This is a genomic window from Amycolatopsis sp. WQ 127309, assembly GCF_023023025.1.
GTDB lineage: Bacteria > Actinomycetota > Actinomycetes > Mycobacteriales > Pseudonocardiaceae > Amycolatopsis.
Genome location: NZ_CP095481.1, coordinates 5,347,650 through 5,363,101, shown reverse-complemented (window position 1 = coordinate 5,363,101; position 15,452 = coordinate 5,347,650). Strand labels below are relative to the sequence as shown.

The 15,452-nt window shown below is 69.5% G+C and carries 15 protein-coding genes; 1 reads left to right on the top strand and 14 read right to left on the bottom strand.

From position 1 onward, the window contains the following. Positions 1–19 precede the first annotated feature (19 nt). The 3 genes from MUY22_RS25330 to MUY22_RS25320 all read right to left on the bottom strand — a co-directional run bounded on the left by MUY22_RS25330 (position 20) and on the right by MUY22_RS25320 (position 3,541). Positions 20–1,126 carry an NAD(P)/FAD-dependent oxidoreductase gene (locus MUY22_RS25330; protein WP_247063208.1) on the bottom strand — a complete coding sequence of 369 codons (1,107 nt, stop codon included), beginning with the start codon at positions 1,124–1,126 and terminating at the stop codon, positions 20–22. Between the two features lie 79 nt (positions 1,127–1,205). Continuing rightward, entirely contained in the window at positions 1,206–2,177 is a 972-nt protein-coding gene (locus MUY22_RS25325; protein ID WP_247063207.1) for a ferritin-like domain-containing protein, read from the bottom strand. A gap of 116 nt (positions 2,178–2,293) precedes the next feature. Continuing rightward, positions 2,294–3,541 (bottom strand): aminotransferase class I/II-fold pyridoxal phosphate-dependent enzyme, encoded by a 1,248-nt coding sequence (locus MUY22_RS25320; protein WP_247063206.1) that lies wholly within the window; start codon positions 3,539–3,541, stop codon positions 2,294–2,296. A gap of 63 nt (positions 3,542–3,604) precedes the next feature. Here MUY22_RS25320 and MUY22_RS25315 point away from each other — a divergent pair, with 63 nt between their 5' ends. Next, the gene (locus MUY22_RS25315) at positions 3,605–4,081 is read left to right on the top strand and encodes a hypothetical protein (protein WP_247063205.1); all 477 of its coding nucleotides are present in this window, start codon (positions 3,605–3,607) and stop codon (positions 4,079–4,081) included. A gap of 360 nt (positions 4,082–4,441) precedes the next feature. On the opposite strand, the gene MUY22_RS25310 is transcribed toward MUY22_RS25315, so the two are convergent. From MUY22_RS25310 to MUY22_RS25260, 11 genes are all read right to left on the bottom strand, one after another. Continuing rightward, a complete protein-coding gene (locus tag MUY22_RS25310) occupies positions 4,442–5,671 on the bottom strand; it encodes an HNH endonuclease signature motif containing protein (protein ID WP_247063204.1) in 1,230 nt (409 codons plus the stop codon). A gap of 175 nt (positions 5,672–5,846) precedes the next feature. Beyond that, complete coding sequence (locus tag MUY22_RS25305; RefSeq protein WP_247063203.1) at positions 5,847–6,329, bottom strand: hypothetical protein; 483 nt, start codon at positions 6,327–6,329, stop codon at positions 5,847–5,849. Then, on the bottom strand, positions 6,326–6,799 hold the full coding sequence (locus MUY22_RS25300) for a hypothetical protein (RefSeq protein WP_247063202.1): 474 nt from the start codon (positions 6,797–6,799) through the stop codon (positions 6,326–6,328). The genes MUY22_RS25305 and MUY22_RS25300 overlap by 4 nt, the downstream gene beginning before the upstream one ends. Then, on the bottom strand, positions 6,796–8,031 hold the full coding sequence (locus MUY22_RS25295) for an MCE family protein (RefSeq protein ID WP_247063200.1): 1,236 nt from the start codon (positions 8,029–8,031) through the stop codon (positions 6,796–6,798). Before MUY22_RS25295 ends, MUY22_RS25300 begins: the two co-directional genes overlap by 4 nt. After that, positions 8,028–9,194 carry an MCE family protein gene (locus MUY22_RS25290; RefSeq protein WP_247063198.1) on the bottom strand — a complete coding sequence of 389 codons (1,167 nt, stop codon included), beginning with the start codon at positions 9,192–9,194 and terminating at the stop codon, positions 8,028–8,030. The genes MUY22_RS25295 and MUY22_RS25290 overlap by 4 nt, the downstream gene beginning before the upstream one ends. Continuing rightward, the gene (locus MUY22_RS25285; RefSeq protein WP_247063196.1) at positions 9,191–10,384 is read right to left on the bottom strand and encodes an MCE family protein; all 1,194 of its coding nucleotides are present in this window, start codon (positions 10,382–10,384) and stop codon (positions 9,191–9,193) included. Before MUY22_RS25285 ends, MUY22_RS25290 begins: the two co-directional genes overlap by 4 nt. Then, entirely contained in the window at positions 10,381–11,412 is a 1,032-nt protein-coding gene (locus MUY22_RS25280) for an MlaD family protein (protein WP_247063194.1), read from the bottom strand. The genes MUY22_RS25285 and MUY22_RS25280 overlap by 4 nt, the downstream gene beginning before the upstream one ends. Then, positions 11,409–12,446 carry an MCE family protein gene (locus MUY22_RS25275; protein WP_247063193.1) on the bottom strand — a complete coding sequence of 346 codons (1,038 nt, stop codon included), beginning with the start codon at positions 12,444–12,446 and terminating at the stop codon, positions 11,409–11,411. The genes MUY22_RS25280 and MUY22_RS25275 overlap by 4 nt, the downstream gene beginning before the upstream one ends. Next, the gene (locus MUY22_RS25270) at positions 12,443–13,777 is read right to left on the bottom strand and encodes an MCE family protein (protein ID WP_247063192.1); all 1,335 of its coding nucleotides are present in this window, start codon (positions 13,775–13,777) and stop codon (positions 12,443–12,445) included. Before MUY22_RS25270 ends, MUY22_RS25275 begins: the two co-directional genes overlap by 4 nt. Beyond that, on the bottom strand, positions 13,774–14,631 hold the full coding sequence (locus tag MUY22_RS25265) for an ABC transporter permease (protein WP_247063191.1): 858 nt from the start codon (positions 14,629–14,631) through the stop codon (positions 13,774–13,776). The genes MUY22_RS25270 and MUY22_RS25265 overlap by 4 nt, the downstream gene beginning before the upstream one ends. Then, positions 14,631–15,419 (bottom strand): ABC transporter permease, encoded by a 789-nt coding sequence (locus tag MUY22_RS25260; RefSeq protein WP_247063189.1) that lies wholly within the window; start codon positions 15,417–15,419, stop codon positions 14,631–14,633. The genes MUY22_RS25265 and MUY22_RS25260 overlap by 1 nt, the downstream gene beginning before the upstream one ends. Positions 15,420–15,452 lie beyond the last annotated feature (33 nt).

Sequence of the window (15,452 nt, the reverse complement as noted above, 5' to 3'; positions counted from 1 at the left end):
CGGTTCGTCGCGGACCGCGTCAGCCGGTGATCTTCGCGTCCCAGTCGATGTGGTGCGAGTACAGCCAGTCACGCTCTTCGCCGACGTCCTGACCCGCGCTGGCCGCCACCAGCTTCTCGACGCGCTCGCGCCGCAACCCCTCGTACGCGGCGAACGCCGAGCCCGGGTCTGGCAGGTCACGCAGGCACTTCGCCAGCACGACGCTGTCTTCCAGGGCCATCGACGCGCCCTGGCCCGCGGCCGGGGACGCCGCGTGGGCCGCGTCGCCGACCAGCACCATTTCGGGCGTCGACCAGACGCGCGTCTCGGGGACGTCGTAGGAGTGCCCGCCGAAGACCTCGTCGCCGGTGGCCGCGATGATGTCCGCGCAGGGCAACGGTTCCCCGGCGAACGCCGCGTGCGCGAACGCGCGCCAGCCGGCCGGGGTGACCGCCGCGATCTCGGCGCGGGGCCGCTCCGCGTCCGGGATGCGGGCGAACCAGAACGTCGCTCCGCTCGGGTCGGTCGTGAACCCGAAGGCCGCCTTGCTGCCGCGGACCATCCGGTAGATCCCCGGCGCCGCGGGCAGGCCTTCGGCGCGCGTGTAGCCGTAGACGACGGTCAGCCCGGTGTAGCGCGGCTCGTCGGCGGCCGGGTCGATCAGGCGCCGCACCACCGAGCGCAGGCCGTCGGCGCCGACCAGGACGTCACCCGTTTCGGTGACGCCGCCGGCGAACTCCGCCGTGACGCCGCCCGGGCCGGTCTTGGCGCCGGTCAGCCGCCGGCCGCGCTCGATCGCGATCCCCCGGCGCGCCGCTTCGTCCTGCAGGACGCGGTAGAGCGTCGCGCGGGTGAGCGTGCGCGGGCCGTCGAGGCCCTCGGTGTCGAACTCCCGCCGTCCCACGGTTTCCCCGGTCGGGACGACGAGCTCGACGCCGAACGCGGCGAAGGACGCGTCGATCACCGGGCCGTCGGCTCCGATCGCCCGCAGGGCGTCCATGCCGTTGTGCATGAGCGTCAGGAACGCGCCGATGTCTTCCCCGCCGGAAGCGCAGGCCTCGAACACGACCGGGTCGTGTCCCGCCAGCTTCAGCGCCATCGCCGTGACCGTGCCGGAAATCCCGCCACCCGCGACCAGTACCCGCACCCCGCGCCCCCCGAGAAACTCCGCCGTGAACTCCGCATGCCGCCGTGCACGACGTTACCGTGACGGCGGCACGCGGCGCTCACTCCTTGGCACCGCTGGTGGCGATGTCGCCGTTGAGGCCTCGCGGGAAGAAGCCGCCCGAGGAGACCTTGTCCGGGTTGAGGTAGGCGATGTTGAGCACGCGGTCGGCGGAGCGGCCGAACGCGATGCCGTTGGCGTCGGCGGGGACGAGGTTGGCCTTGCCGTCCTTGAGCACGCCCTCGTCGTCGTCCGCCTTGCCGTCGAGGCTGTCACGGGCGTCGGAGATCTTGTTGGTGACGTCGCCGAGGCCGCGTTCGAACAGCTGCGAGCGCACGATGCCCGCGTGGTACGCCTCGACCGCGAGGATGCCGGCCGCCGCGTCGAGGAACGTCTTGTTGTTCACCAGCGGGGCCGCGCCCTTGTACGCCGAGACGCCGACGTCCTCGAAGAGGTAGGCCGCGAGCAGGAAGTTGTTCTCGCTCGCGAACGGGTCGAACGTCTGGTACTGGTTGATGATCCCGGCGGCCTGCATGGCCGCGGTGAAGCTGTTCTGGAAGTCGATCTCCGGCTGCGCGACGGCGGCCTTGTCGAGCGCCTTGCGCAGGAAGGTGACGTGGGCGACCTCGTCGCCGGCGATCTCCTGCGCGATCTGCTTGGTGTGCTCGCTCTTGAACTGCACCGCGTGCCCGCCGGAGACCTTGCCGAGGTTGCCGACGCCGTTGATGTACTTGTCGTTCAGCCCGTAGCCGTAGACCGCGAACGAGTAGAGGTTCGCTTCCAGGTACTCCAGGTTGAGCGCGAAGTTCAGCACCGCGGCGTCGCTGGCCGCCTCCTTCGCGGCGTCGCCCTGCTCCGGGTACTGCGAAGTCGCGCCGGCCGAGCCGAGGCCCAAGGACAGCGCGGTACCGAGCGCGCCGGCGCCCGCGACGCCGAGCCCCGCCGCTCCCGCAGCCTTCAGAAAGCGGCGGCGGTCGGTCGCGTTCTCCGCGCTGCGCTCGATCAGCTGCTGTGTGTAGCGTTTTCCGAACACCGGGGGACGTCCTCTCGTGACGAGTTCGTCCACCTCACCCACCGGTCATACGTACCCGGACGGCCCCCGGCTCGGTCAAAACGGAAAAAAGTTCTTGCCGGTTTTGTTTGCCCTGGTCAGGAGCGCTGCGCCGCGGCGAGCCGGACGCAGACGGCCAGCGCGCGAACGGCCTCTTCGACGTCGGCGAGCTCCGGGAACGTCGGCGCGACGCGGATGACGGCGTCGGCCGGGTCGTCGCCGTGCGGGTGGGTCGCCCCGGCGGGGGTCAGCGCGACCCCGGCCTCCTTGGCCAGCCGCACGACCTCCTTCGCGGTGCCCTCGGGCACGGTCAGCGACACGAAGTAGCCCCCGGTCGGCTTGGTCCAGGAGACCAGGCCGGAGTCGCCGAGCTCCTCGGTGAGGATGCGGTCGACGGCCTCGAACTTCGGGCCGATGATCTCGGCGTGCTTGCGCATGTGCGCGCGGACGCCGTCCTCGTCCTTGAGGAACAGCGCGTGGCGGAGCTGGTTGACCTTGTCGGAGCCGATGGTGCGCTTGCCGATCAGGCCGGTCCACCAGGCGAGGTTGGCCTCGGACGCGCCGAAGAAGCCGACGCCGCCACCGGCGTAGGTGATCTTCGAGGTCGAGCCGAAGACGAACGGGCGGTCGGCGTGGCCGGCCTCGGCGCTCAGCGCGAGGATGTCGGCGAGGGCCGGCTCGTCGTCGGTCAGGTGGTGCACGGCGTAGGCGTTGTCCCAGAAGATCCGGAAGTCCGGCGCCGCGGTGGTCATCGTGGCCAGCCGGCGCACGACGTCGTCACTGAACGTGACGCCGGTCGGGTTGCTGTACTTCGGCACGCACCAGATGCCCTTGATCCCGGCGTCCTCGGCGACGAGGCGCTCGACGACGTCCATGTCCGGGCCCTCGTCGGTCATCGGGACCGGGATGAGCTCGATGCCGAACCGCTCGGTGAGCGCGAAGTGGCGGTCGTAGCCCGGGACGGGCGCGAGGAACGCGACGCGCGGCTCGTCGGCCCAGCGGCGCTCGGCGCCGGGGACCTTGCTGAGCAGGGCGTGCACGACGGCGTCGTGCATCAGCTCGAGGCTGGAGTTGCCCGCGGCGAGCAGCTGCTCGGCCGGCACCTGCAGGGCGCCGGCGAAGATGCGCCGGAGCTCCGGCAGGCCCTTGAGGCCGCCGTAGTTGCGGACGTCGGTGCCGTCCTCGGCCTTGAAGGAGCCGTCACCGGGGAGGGCGAGCAGCGCGTTCGCGAGGTCGAGCTGCTCGGGAGCCGGCTTGCCACGGGTGATGTCGAGCGAGAGGCCGCGGTCGACGAGGGCCGCGTAGTCGGCGCGGGCCGTGTCGACGTCGACGGAAGCAGAGGTCATGGTGTCAACGCTAAACCCGGCGTCGATACCATTTCGGGGCGGGTCCTGGCTAGGGTGGTCGGTGTGCACCTAGTCGTCCACGCCGACCAGCGCCAGTTCTCGGTCCGCGATTCCGGGTCGAAGCTGAACGGCAGCGGCTGGACCGAGCAGGCGGTGGACAACCGCCTGGCCGCGGAGCCGGCCGGCCTCGCGATAGTGACGGCCCGCTCGGACCTGGTGGAATCATCGGTGACGCTCACGCCCGGTCCGCCGCCGGTGCTGGCCGCGGCCGAGCACGTCGTGGAAGCAGATCTTCCGGTGCCGAGCGGGAAACTCGTGATTTCCGGGCCCGCGGACTACCCGTCGCAGGAAAGGTTCTTTTCGGTGCTGCCGGGGCTGTACCGGGCGCGGGTGTCGTACGTCCCGGCCGGCCCGCCCGCGACGGAGTGGAACGAGCACGAGTTCGGCGAGCACTTCCGGTACGTGGTGGAGATGTGGCCGACATCGACGCCCGCGGAGGTCGAGGTGCTGAGGCAGGGCGCGACCGTCTGGGATGGCTAGTGCCGCGGGTCTGACAATGTGCTTGGTCCAGGTCACTACGGCATGGAGAGCGACCGCGGAGCGGTAGACGATGGCGAGTTCGCAGTAGCGGGTGGGCGCCCGCCGCGGGCACCGGACGGATTGCCGGGTACCGCATCAAGTGCGGGACATCTGATCGCGTGATTTGGTGCCGCGGGTCTGAGGTGGCTGCGGAGTGTCGATGGAGGATTCGGGACTTTGGGCGTCCGGCCCGTCGATGGGGCTTCGGTGGGCGAACCGTTCCGCTCGTCGCAGGCGAGGAGGGATCTTCGGCTCGGGCCGAACACCGGGCATGGGTGCGGGCCCGGAGCCGGTGGCTTCGGGCCTTTCCCTGTTGGTTGGTCAGGCTGCGAATGGCAGTGGTTGGTGGATGTTGTTGCGTCTGGGTCTTCGGCGCTTGTCCAGGAACGCCGGTGGCAGGAACTCCGGTAGGCCGTCGGCGGCTGTGCGGACTTCCCAGCCTGAACGGTGCAGTAGCCGGTGGTGGTGGGCGCACAGCAGGACCAGGTTGGTCAGGTCCGTGGGGCCGCCATCGGCCCAGTGGCGGATGTGGTGGCCCTGGCAGTGCCGTGGCGGGCGGTGGCAGCCGGGGAAGGCGCAGCCTCGGTCGCGTAGGAACAGCGCTCGGCGCAGTCCGGCGGAGATCAGGCGGCGCAGGCGGCCCAGGTTCAGGGGTTCGCTCTTCTCGCCCAGGACCGCCGGGATGAGCATGGCGTCGCAGGCGTGGACCCGGGCTTCGGCCGCGGTCATGGTGCCGGTGTCGCCGAGGGTGGCCTGGCCGACCCCGGACTTCAGGTCCGCCAGCGAGACCGCGACCATCACGTGGGCTCGTTCGCCGGCCTGCGTCGGCAGGTTCGGGGAGTTCAGCGCGAGGTCGACGGCGTCGGAGAAGGCGTCGCCGTAGCGTTCCTGCGGAGACCGGAAGTCCGCGCCCTCGTCACTGCAGCGACGCTCGGCCAGCGAGTCGAGCAAGGCACTGGCCCGGGTGCCGGTCTCCTCGTCGAGGCGACCGTTCAGCTCCCAGATCCCGGATCGCTTACGCCGTAGCGAAAGCTCCCGGGTGGGCAAGGACGGTTCGGTCTCATCGGGTTCGGCACCATCAGGATCGAGGTGGGCCACAATCCGCGCCCCCAACGCGGCGACCTGCTTGTGACCGGCCTCGGAAGCGAAGGAAAGCAGGCTCTGTTCGACGTCATCACGACGCTCGGACGGAACCTGAGCCAGCACCTCGACGACGGCGTCGATCATCGGATTGCTCAACGATCCACCAGCAGCAACAACCCCGGTGGCCGAAGCAACAGCGGACACCGGACTGCCATCAACAGCACGCCCGGCATTAAGAGCCGAAGCCCGTTTCACCACACGATCAGCGGCAGCCTTGGAAACATCGGCAAGATGCTCGAACAGTCGAGCAACAGAACGATACCCAAACAGCTCCATCACACCACGAGACTCGATTTCCACCAGCAGCGAGCCAATCTCAGCCTCAGCAGACCGCACCACACCGAGCAGAGAACTGATGCGATCGGCCAAAGCCACCGCATCAGCGCGCCAAGCGAAGTCACCGTCCACACCGCAAGATTACCGCCAGACGAACACATGTTCATCACACGAACGGATGATCACGGCAGGGGTACCGCTGCGTGGGGAATCGGCGCTGCCGACCACACCGGGAAGCAACCACGAGAAGCGCCGATTTCCCACGCCACGGCGAAGCCGCATCTTGAAAGAGAGGAACCCGGTAGCCCTAAAGCGCAGTCAGCGTCGCCAACTTCCAACGACCGTCCACACGCTTAGCAGTCACAGACAGCTGAGCCACCGAAGAAGACGGCGCACCCCCACCCTGGGTAACCGTCTGCTGGTCCAGGAACAACAGCACCGACGCATCATCGCCACGCAGAGAACGAACCCCGACAGCCCGAACCGTAGTAGTACGAATCAGCTTCCCCGCAGCAGCCCGAGTGCGAGCCGAGGCAAACTGAGCCTGGTACTGACGAACCGCATCACCGACCAGATACTCCGACGCCGCGCGCTCAGTGCGAGCCAGATTCGCGTAGTCGTAAGAAAAAACCGCCTTCACCGCTTCGCTCACATCAGCGGAAACCGAAGCAGTCGCCGCCGTGTCGACCAGAGCCGCGTTGTCGGACGACGACAGCGAAGCCGTCTCGACGCCGAACCAGACCGCGCAGCCCAACGCCACGACCACCACCGCCGCAAGGAAACGGTTCATGAGCCCGCCGCCTGAACACCCGCGATCTTCCAGTCGGCACCGGACCGCGTCACGTCCACCGTCAGACGGCTCATGCGCGCAGCGGCCGAAGAACCACCCGTCGAGACCCGGACGTCCAGCACCGCCAGCAACCGCGCCGAACCCGCGGAGACGTCGATCTCCGTCACCGCCGCCTCCACCAGCGACGCCGTCGACACGGTGCGCGCCGTCGACGCGCGGTCGATCTGCAGCTGCCGGTCGCCGGTCAAGTCCTTGCCGTACTGGCCCGCCGTAGCGGCTATCCAGCGGTCGACGTCCGCGCCCGCGTTGCGGTAGTCGATCGTGTTCAACGTGACCAGTTCCGGCCCCGCCGCCGCCAGCACGGCGTCACGCGCGCGGCCACGCGCCAACGAGTCGTCGGACGCCGCGTGCCACCACGACCAGCCGGCGAAAGCGGCCACCAGCACGGCGACGACGGCCAAGATCTTCACGACACGCCCAGCAGCTTGCCCAGCCCGCCCGCCGACGGCCCGGTCAGCAGGCTCAGCATCCCCGGCAGCTGGGCCTGCGAAGGGGCCGACGCAGTCTGCGAAGGCGCGGCCGGGATCGACGGCGGCTTCCCCGCGTACGGCGCGTTCTGCGACCCGCGCACCCCCGTCGGGCTGCCCGGCGGCTCCGCGCAGTAGGCGTTCATGTTCACCGGTGCCTCGGACGTGTCGTTCGCCGGCCGCTCCTTTGTGCCTTCGTAGCCCTTCGTGCACGAAGCCGGGTCGAAGAAGTTGAACACCACGCCGAGGTGGCCCGTGCCGTCCGGGGACGTCGACGGCGAGAACGCCGAGATGATCGGGTACGCCACCAGCAGCTCCTCGACGGCGTCCTTGCGCGACGACGTGATCTGCGCGGTGGTCAGCAGGTTCGCGAACAGCACGCCCAGGTCGGTGCCGGACGCCGCGAGCACGTCGCTGATCTGCCGGCTCAGCTGCGGGGCCTCGGAGATCACGCGGCGCAGGTCCGGATCGGACGTCTTCAGCTGGCCCGCGATCGTGCGCAGCCCGCTCGCGAAGTCGGTGATGTTCGCGGCCTGACGTTCCTGCGTGGTCAGCACGATCCGCGAGTTCGCCAGCAGCCCTTGGGTCTGCGGGACGTACTGCGCAGCCTCCGCGGTGAGCGAACCCGTGCTGTCCAACAGTTGTTGCAGCTGCGGACCCGCCCCGGCGAACGCGTTGTACGTCTCGTCGACGACCGTGCGCAGCGAGTCCGGGTGGACGCTCGCGACGAGGTCGTCGAGGTGGGTCAGCACGGTGTCGGGCGACGGCGGCAGCGACGTCTTGTCCGGCGTGATCACCGAGCCGTCCTGCAGGTACGGACCGCCGTCGTGCTGGGGAAGCAGGTCGACGAACTGCTCCCCCACCGCCGAGCGGTTCGCGACCTGCGCGTGCGCGTCGGCCGGGATGTCCGGGCCGCCGGAGTCGATGTCGAGCGCGACGTCGACGCCGTGGTCGGTGAGCGTCATCGACGTGACCCGCCCGACCGTGACGCCGCGGTAGGCGACCTCGGAGTTGACGAAGATGCCACCGGAGTCGGTCAGCTGCGCGGTGACGACGTACCCGCGGCTGCCGAAGAGCCGGTCCAGCCCGGCGTACTTGCCGCCCGCGTAGACGACCGAAACGACCGCGATGACGACGAACGCGATCAGCTGGATGCGGGTCTTGCGCGTGATCACTTGCCACCGCCAATCAGGCCCAGGAGGCCGCCCAGCAGCTCGGTGCCGCCGCTCTGCCCGGTCACCGTCCCGAGGTCGGGCAGGGGCAACGGCGGCGGCGCGGCGGTGCCGGTGGACGGCACGCCCCCGATGGTGTTCGGCAGCGCGATCGGCGGCTGTGACGAGTTCGTGAAGTTCTGGATCAGCTTGTCGAGATCCAGGTTCACGGTCGCGTCGACGTTCGCGTAGTCGCCCTTGACGACGTTGCCCGCGTAGTCCGGCAGCGGGTAGGTGAGCAGGATCTGCAACGCGTTCGGCAGGTCCTGACCGGCTTCGCCGAGTTTGGTCAACGTCGGCTGCAGCGTCCTGAGGTTCGCGACCAGCTGGTCACGGCTCTTCGTCACGGTGTCGGTCGCGACGCCCGACAGCGTGGTGAGCGCGTTCAGCATCCCGACGAGCTGGTCCCGCTGGTCGGTGACGATCTTCAAGCCCGGCGCCAGGTTGTCGAGCGCGTTCGACAGGTTCTGCGTCTGGCCGGTGAGCGTCGCCGACAGCTTGCCGAGGCCGTCGATCGCCCGCAGGATCTCGGTTTTGTGCCCATCGAGCTGCGTCGCCAGTTCGTCCACCCGCGACAGCAGCGCGCGGATCTCCGGCTCGTTGCCCGACAGCGCGTCGTTCAGCTCGTGGCTGATCTTCTGGATCTGCTCGACGCCGCCGCCGTTGAGCAGCAGGGACAGCGCGCCGAGCACCTCCTCGACCTCGGGGTTGCGGTTGGTGCGCCCGAGCGGGATCTGCGCGCCGTCACCCAGCTTCCCGGTGGCCGGCTCCGCGGCCGGCACGCTCAGCTCGACGAACTTCTCGCCCAGGAGTGAAGACTGCTTCAGCTCGGCGTGCGAGTTGGCGGGCAGCGCGACGTCGCCGTTGACGGTCATCGAGACGAGCGCGGACCGCGTGTCCGGCGTCAAAGTGACTTTGTCGACCCGGCCGACCGCGACGTCGTTGACCTTGACGCTCGACTGCGGCACGAGGTCCAGGACGTCGGTGAACAGCGCGGTGACCTGGTAGGGGTGGTCGCCGACGTCGGCGCCGCCCGGCAGCGGCGTGCCGTAGAGGCCGTTGAACCCGCCGTCGCTGCAGGCCGCCAGCACGAGCACCCCGGCGAGCACGCCCGCGAGCCGCTTCACTTGGCACCGCCGGAAAGCTGTTGCATCACGTCGACGAGCGGGAGTGGCAACGGTGGCAGTTCGCCGTTCTGCAGGGAGTTCAGCACCTGCGGGATGGTCGGGAGCTTCAGCGCGCCGTCCAGGATCGGCGCGAGCTGCTTGCAGATGCTGCCCAGGGTGTCCGGGATCGGCTTGGGCGTGCCCGCGCTGATCAGCCGGCACACGGTGAGGATCGGCGGGTTGGTCAGCTCGTTGAGGTTGTCGCGCACGGCGATGGTGCCCGACGCGGCGTCGTAGGAGTTGATGAAGTTGGTGGCACCGGTCGGCGCGATGTCGAGCACCTCGGCCAGCGAGGCCCGCTGGTCGACGAGCACCTTCGACAGCGACGCCAGCTTGTCCACATTGGACTCCAGCGCCGTCTTGTTGTCGTTGACGAACTGCTGGACGTCGCCGAGCGCGCCGCCGAGCGACTGCAGCGCGGCGCCGACGTCGGCGGAGTCGTCGGCGAGGAACCGGCTGACGTCGGCGACGCGGCCGTAGAACTCGTTGAGCTGCTGGTCGCTCTGGGCCAGCGCGCCGGTGAAGGAGTTCAGGTTCTGCACGGTCGAGAACAGGTCGTCCTTCGAGCCGTCGAGGGTCTTGGCGAGATCGGCGAGCTGCCCGACCGTCGAGTTCAGCGAGGCGCCGTTGCCGCGCAAGGCGTCCGCGGCGGTGTCCAGGACGCCCGACAGCGCGCCGTCCTTGTTGGCGCCGTTCGGGCCGAGCGCCGTCGACAGCTTGTCCAGGCTCGAGTACATGTCGTCCAGCTCGACCGGCGTGGCGGTCCGATCGCGCGGCAGCACCGTGCCCGTGGCCAGCACCGGGCCGCTGTCGTAGGCCGGGGTGAGCTGGACGTAGCGGTCGCTGACCAGGCTCGGCGCGACGACGACCGCGCCGACGTCGGCCGGCAGCTGCACCTCGTCGACCTGCATGTCGACGCGCACCGCGTCACCCTGCGGCGTGACGTCGGTGACCCGCCCGACCGGCACGCCGAGCACCCGCACCGACGAACCCGCGTAGAGCCCGACGGTCTTGCCGAAGTACGCCGACAGCTTCGTGCCGCTGGATTCGCGGAACACCAGCCACAGCCCGGCGGTGAGGACGAGCGCGACGACGCAGGCGAAGGCCACCCACGTCGCGAGGCTGCGGCCGCGATAGGTCCGGATCGTCATCGGCGGCCCACCCCCTGGTTCGGCGCCGCGATCGGCGGGGTGCAGCCCTCGGGGTTGATGGACAGGCCGCCCACGGTGATCGTCGGCGGGAGCAGCCCGCAGAGGTAACCCTCGAACCAGCGGCCGTTGCCGGTCGCGTTCGCGCCGACGCGGGCGAACGGCGCCATCAGCTGCAGGCTCTTGTCGAGGTTGCCCTGGTTGCGCTGCAGGATGTCGGTCACCTTCCCGAGCTTGTCCAGCGTCGGCTTCAGCTGCGTGCGGTTGTCCGCGACGAGCCCGGACAGCTGCTGCGAGAGCTGCTGGGTGCCGGTGAGCAGCGCGTGGATCGCGGTTTTGCGGTTCTGCAGCTCGGTGAGCAGCAGGTTGCCGTCGCTGATCACGCGTTGCAGCTGGGCGTTGCGGTCGGACAGCGTCTTCGAGACCTGGCTGGTGTTGGCCAGCAGCGTGTGCAGGTCCGCGTCACGCGAAGAGACCGTCTTGGCCAGCGACGACAAGCCGTTCAGCGTGTCCTTCAGGTACTGCGGGCTGTCCTTGAGGCTGTCGGACAACGCGTTGAAGCTGTCCGCCAGCTGTTTCGTGTCGATGTCGCCGACCGTGGTGGACAGCTGGTCGAAGGCGTCCTGCAGCTGGAACGGCGTGCGGGTGCGGGCCTGCGGGATGGTCGCGTCCGGCTCCTGGGCGCCGTCGCCCTTGGTGTCGAGCGCGAGGTACTTCTCGCCCAGCAGCGTCTTGATCTCGATGGACGCGGTCGTCGCGTCGCCGACGCGGACGCCCTTGACGCGGAACCGGACGAGCACCTGCTTGCCCTTGAGCGTCACGGAAGACACCGTGCCGACCTTGACGCCGGCGATCTCGACCTCGTTGTCCGGCGCCAGGCCGGCGGACTCGCCGAAGTACGCCGAGTACGTCGTGCCGTTGCCGAAGAACGGGAGCTGGTCGGAGAAGTACGTCGTGGCCGTGACGAGCACGATGAGCACGAGCGTCACCGCGCCGACCGCGGCCTGGTTGCGATCCTTCAGCCGTCTCACGGACCACACCTCTCCGCGCGTTGCGTGCCCGGGATGGGGATGATCGGCAGGGTGATGTCGAGCGAGGAGATGCCGATGGTGCCGTTGATCCCGCACAGGTAGTAGTTGAACCAGCTGCCGTAGCTCAGGGTCCGGGTGAACTTCTGCAGGTTGCCCGGCAGCACTTCCAGCAGGTGGTTGAGCAGCTCGCCCGAGTCGCCGAGGTTCTGCGACAGCGTGCCGAGCTGCGCGACGTCGTCCTTGAGCGCCGGGCGCGCGTCGGCCAGCAGGCCGGTGGTCGAGACGGCGAGGTCGCCGAGCGCGGTGACCGCGTCGCCGATCGGCTTGCGCTGCTCGGCCAGGCCGCTGACCAGCTTCTGGGTCTGCTCGATGAGGTCGCCGAGCTGCGGGCCGTGGGCGTTGACGGTGCCGAGCACGCTGTTGAGGTTGGCGATCACCTGCCCGATCACCTGGTCCTTGCTCGCGATCGCGGTGGTGAGCGACGCGGTGTGCTGCAGCAGGCTGGTGATCGTGCCGCCCTCGCCCTGGAAGACGCTGATGATCTCGGCCGACAGCTGGTTGACGTCGTGGGGGCTCAGGGCCTTGAACAGCGGCTTGAACCCGTTGAACAGCACCGTGAGGTTCAACGCGGGTTTGGTGCGCTCGGGCGGGATCGTGCCGCCGTCCGGCAGGGCCTTGTCCCCCGGGACGTCGGTGCCGAGCGCGAGGTAGCGCTGGCCGACCAGGTTCCGGTACTTGATGGTCGCGGTCACCGACTCCGGCAGCCGGTAGGTGTGCTCGACGTCGAACCGCACCTCGGCGAGGTTCCGCTCCCCGACGGCGACGTCGATCGTGTCGACCTGGCCGACCTTGACCCCGGCGATGCGGACGTCGTCGCCCTCCTTGAGGCCGGACGCGTCGGTGAACTTCGCCAGGTACCCCGAGGTGACGCCGAAGTTGGTGTTCGCGATCGTGGCCGCGAGGACGCCGGTGAACAGGACCGTGACGACGGCGAACACCAGCAGCTTCACCAGTGACGGGACGAAACTCCTCACTTGAGCTCCACCTCCGCTCCGCGGTAGAGCGGCCCGACCAGTAACCCCGCCCAGCCGGGCACCTGGTCCGGCGTGGCGCCGAGCGCGGGTGACGCGAGCAGGGCGATCAGCTCCGACTCGTCGGCCGAGCCGACGATGCTGCCGGACCCGCCGACCGCGCCGCCGCCGGCCGTGACCGGGCCGGGCAGGCTGCCGTCGGGCGACTTCGGCGGCGCGGGCTTGCTGGAGCCGTCCTCGATCGCGCCGTCCGGCGGGTACTGCGGCCAGTGCCCCGGTTTCGGCACCTGCGGGTAGCAGCGGGGGCCGCGCTTGTCGTCGTACTTCGGTTCGTCGACGCCCGGCAGGTACTTGCCGCGGCTGGCGCTGAACTCGATGGTGACGCGGCTGACCTCGGGGTGCGCGGTGCCCTTGCCGAACGCCAGCTCCGCGGGACCGACCTCACCGGCCAGCTGGTCGAACAGGCACGGGTACTCCGGCGCGTACTTGGCCAGCACGTCCAGCGTCGGCTGGACGGCGGTGGTGAGCCGGATCAGGTTGTCCTTGTTGACCACCAGGAAGTTCGTGAGGTCGACGGAGGCCGCGGTGACGGTCGCGTAGAGGTCGCTCAGCTGCGTGCGCTTCTCGACGATCGTGCGGCTCGTGGTCGTGAGGTCCGACAGCGCCTGCAGCAGGTCCGGCGCGGCCTTGTCGTAGGTGGCCGAGACGTTCGCGAGGCCGGTGATGTCGGCCTTGATGTCGGGCAGCGACGGGTTGAGCTTGCCGAGGTAGTCCGACAGCTGCGAGAGGGTCTGGCCGAGCTGCTTGCCGCGGCCGTCGAGCGCGGTCGCCACGGCGGTGAGCGTGCTCGACAGCTTCTCCGGCTGGACGGCCTGCAGCAGCGGCATCACGTCGTCGAGGACCTTCTGCAGCTCGATCGCGCTGCTGCTGCGGTCCTGCGGGATGACGTCGCCGGCTTTGATCGGCCCGGCGGAGCTGTCGGGCAGCTGCAGGGCGACGTACCGCTCGCCGAACAGCGTCTTCGGCAGCAGCCGTGCGGAGACGTTCTTCGGGATGACCGACGTCTTGTCCGGATCGAGAGCCAGCTCCAGCTCGGCGTGGTCGCCCTTCGCGAGCACCGACCGGACCTCCCCGACGACGACGCCGCGGACCTTGACGTCGCCGCCCGTGCGCAGCTGGCTGCCGACGTGGTCCGTCTCGAGCTTCACCAGCGTCACGGCCGTGAACGCCTTGTTGTAGACGGCCAGGGTGAAGGCGATGAACAAGGCGGCCACGAGCAGGAAGGCGAGCCCCAGCACCTGGTACCGGAGCCGCTGCCAGAGTGCCTTCCTCATCCGGAGATCCTCACCGTGGTGTTGGCGCCCCAGATCGCGAGGGACAGGAAGAAGTCCAGGACCGAGATCAGCACGATCGACGTCCGCACCGCGCGGCCCACGGCCACGCCGACGCCGGCCGGGCCGCCGCTCGCGGTGTAGCCGTAGTAACAGTGGGACAGGATCACGAGCACGCTGAACACGATCACCTTGCCGAACGACCAGAGCACGTCGCCGGGTGGCAAGAAGAGCGTGAAGTAGTGGTCGTAGGTGCCCGCGGATTGGCCGTAGAGCCAGATGGTGATCTGCCGGGACGCGAGGTAGCTCGACAGCAGGCCGACCGCGTAGAGCGGGATCACCGCGGCGACGCCGGCGAGGACGCGGGTCGTCACCAGGTACGGCATGCTCGGCACGGCCATGACCTCGAGCGCGTCGATCTCCTCGGAGATCCGCATCGCGCCGAGCTGCGCGGTGAAGCCGCAGCCGACCGTGGCCGACAGGGCGAGCCCGGCCGAGAGCGGCGCGACCTCGCGGGTGTTGAAGTAGGCGGAGATGAACCCGGTGAGCGCGGCCGTGCCGAGCTGGTTGAGCGCGGAGTAGCCCTGGAGGCCGACGATCAGGCCGGTGAACAACGTCATCCCGATCATCACGCCGAGCGTGCCGCCGATGACCGCGAGGCCGCCGGTGCCGAAGCAGACTTCGGTGAGCAGCCGCAGCGTTTCCCGGCTGTAGCGGCGGATCGTGCGCGGCGACCAGGCGAGCGCCTTCGCGGCGAACGAGAGCAGCTGGCCGAGGCCTTCGAGACTCTGGCCCGGACGCGCGAGGTACTCGAGCGTCCGGTCCTGGTCGGCGCGGTCGATCGGCTCGGCCGTCATCACATGGCCTTCGGCGGGACGATCCGCAGGTAGATCGCGGTGAGCACGACGTTGATGAGGAACAGCAGCAGGAACGTGACGACGACGGCCTGGTTGACGGCGTCGCCGACGCCCTTCGGCCCGGGCGGCGGGTTCAGCCCGCGGAACGCCGCGACGACGCCGGCCACGAAGCCGTACAGCAGCGCCTTGATCTCGCTGATCCAGAGGTCCGGGACCTGGGCGAGCGCGTTGAAGCTGGCCAGGTACGCGCCGGGCGTGCCGCCCTGCAGGACGACGTTGAAGAAGTACCCGCCGAGCACACCGACGACGCTGACCAAGCCGTTGAGCAGCACCGAAACCACCATGGCGGCCAGCACCCGCGGCACGATCAGGCGCTGGATCGGGTTGACGCCCAGCACCTCCATGGCGTCGATCTCTTCGCGGATCTTGCGCGCGCCGATGTCCGCGCACACCGCGCTGCCGCCGGCGCCGGCCACGAGCAACGCCGTGATCAGCGGGCTGGCCTGCTGCACGATGGCCAGCGCGCTGGCCGCGCCGGTGAAGGACTGGGCGCCGATCTGGGCGGTCAGCGAGCCGAGCTGCAGCGCGATCACCGCGCCGAACGGGATGGCCACCAAAGCCGTCGGCAGGATGGTGACGCTGGCGAAGAACCAGCACTGCTGGATCCACTCGCGGGTCTGGAAGGGGCGCTTGAAGATCGCGCGCAGGACCTCCCAGGAGAGCGTCGCGAGGCGGCCGACCTGCGTCAGCGCCGCGGTTCCCGGGAGCGTGCCAGTGCTGTCGCTCACCACACCTCCCCGAAGTAGTCGCTCACCCCCGAG

What these genes read in the sequence shown, in the direction of transcription:
- MUY22_RS25270 (WP_247063192.1), bottom strand. Translation starts at nt 13,777, where the DNA reads ATGAGGAAGGCACTCTGGCAGCGGCTCCGGTACCAGGTGCTGGGGCTC.
- MUY22_RS25265 (WP_247063191.1), bottom strand. Translation starts at nt 14,631, where the DNA reads ATGACGGCCGAGCCGATCGACCGCGCCGACCAGGACCGGACGCTCGAG.
- MUY22_RS25320 (WP_247063206.1), bottom strand. Translation starts at nt 3,541, where the DNA reads ATGACCTCTGCTTCCGTCGACGTCGACACGGCCCGCGCCGACTACGCG.
- MUY22_RS25305 (WP_247063203.1), bottom strand. Translation starts at nt 6,329, where the DNA reads ATGAACCGTTTCCTTGCGGCGGTGGTGGTCGTGGCGTTGGGCTGCGCG.
- MUY22_RS25285 (WP_247063196.1), bottom strand. Translation starts at nt 10,384, where the DNA reads ATGACGATCCGGACCTATCGCGGCCGCAGCCTCGCGACGTGGGTGGCC.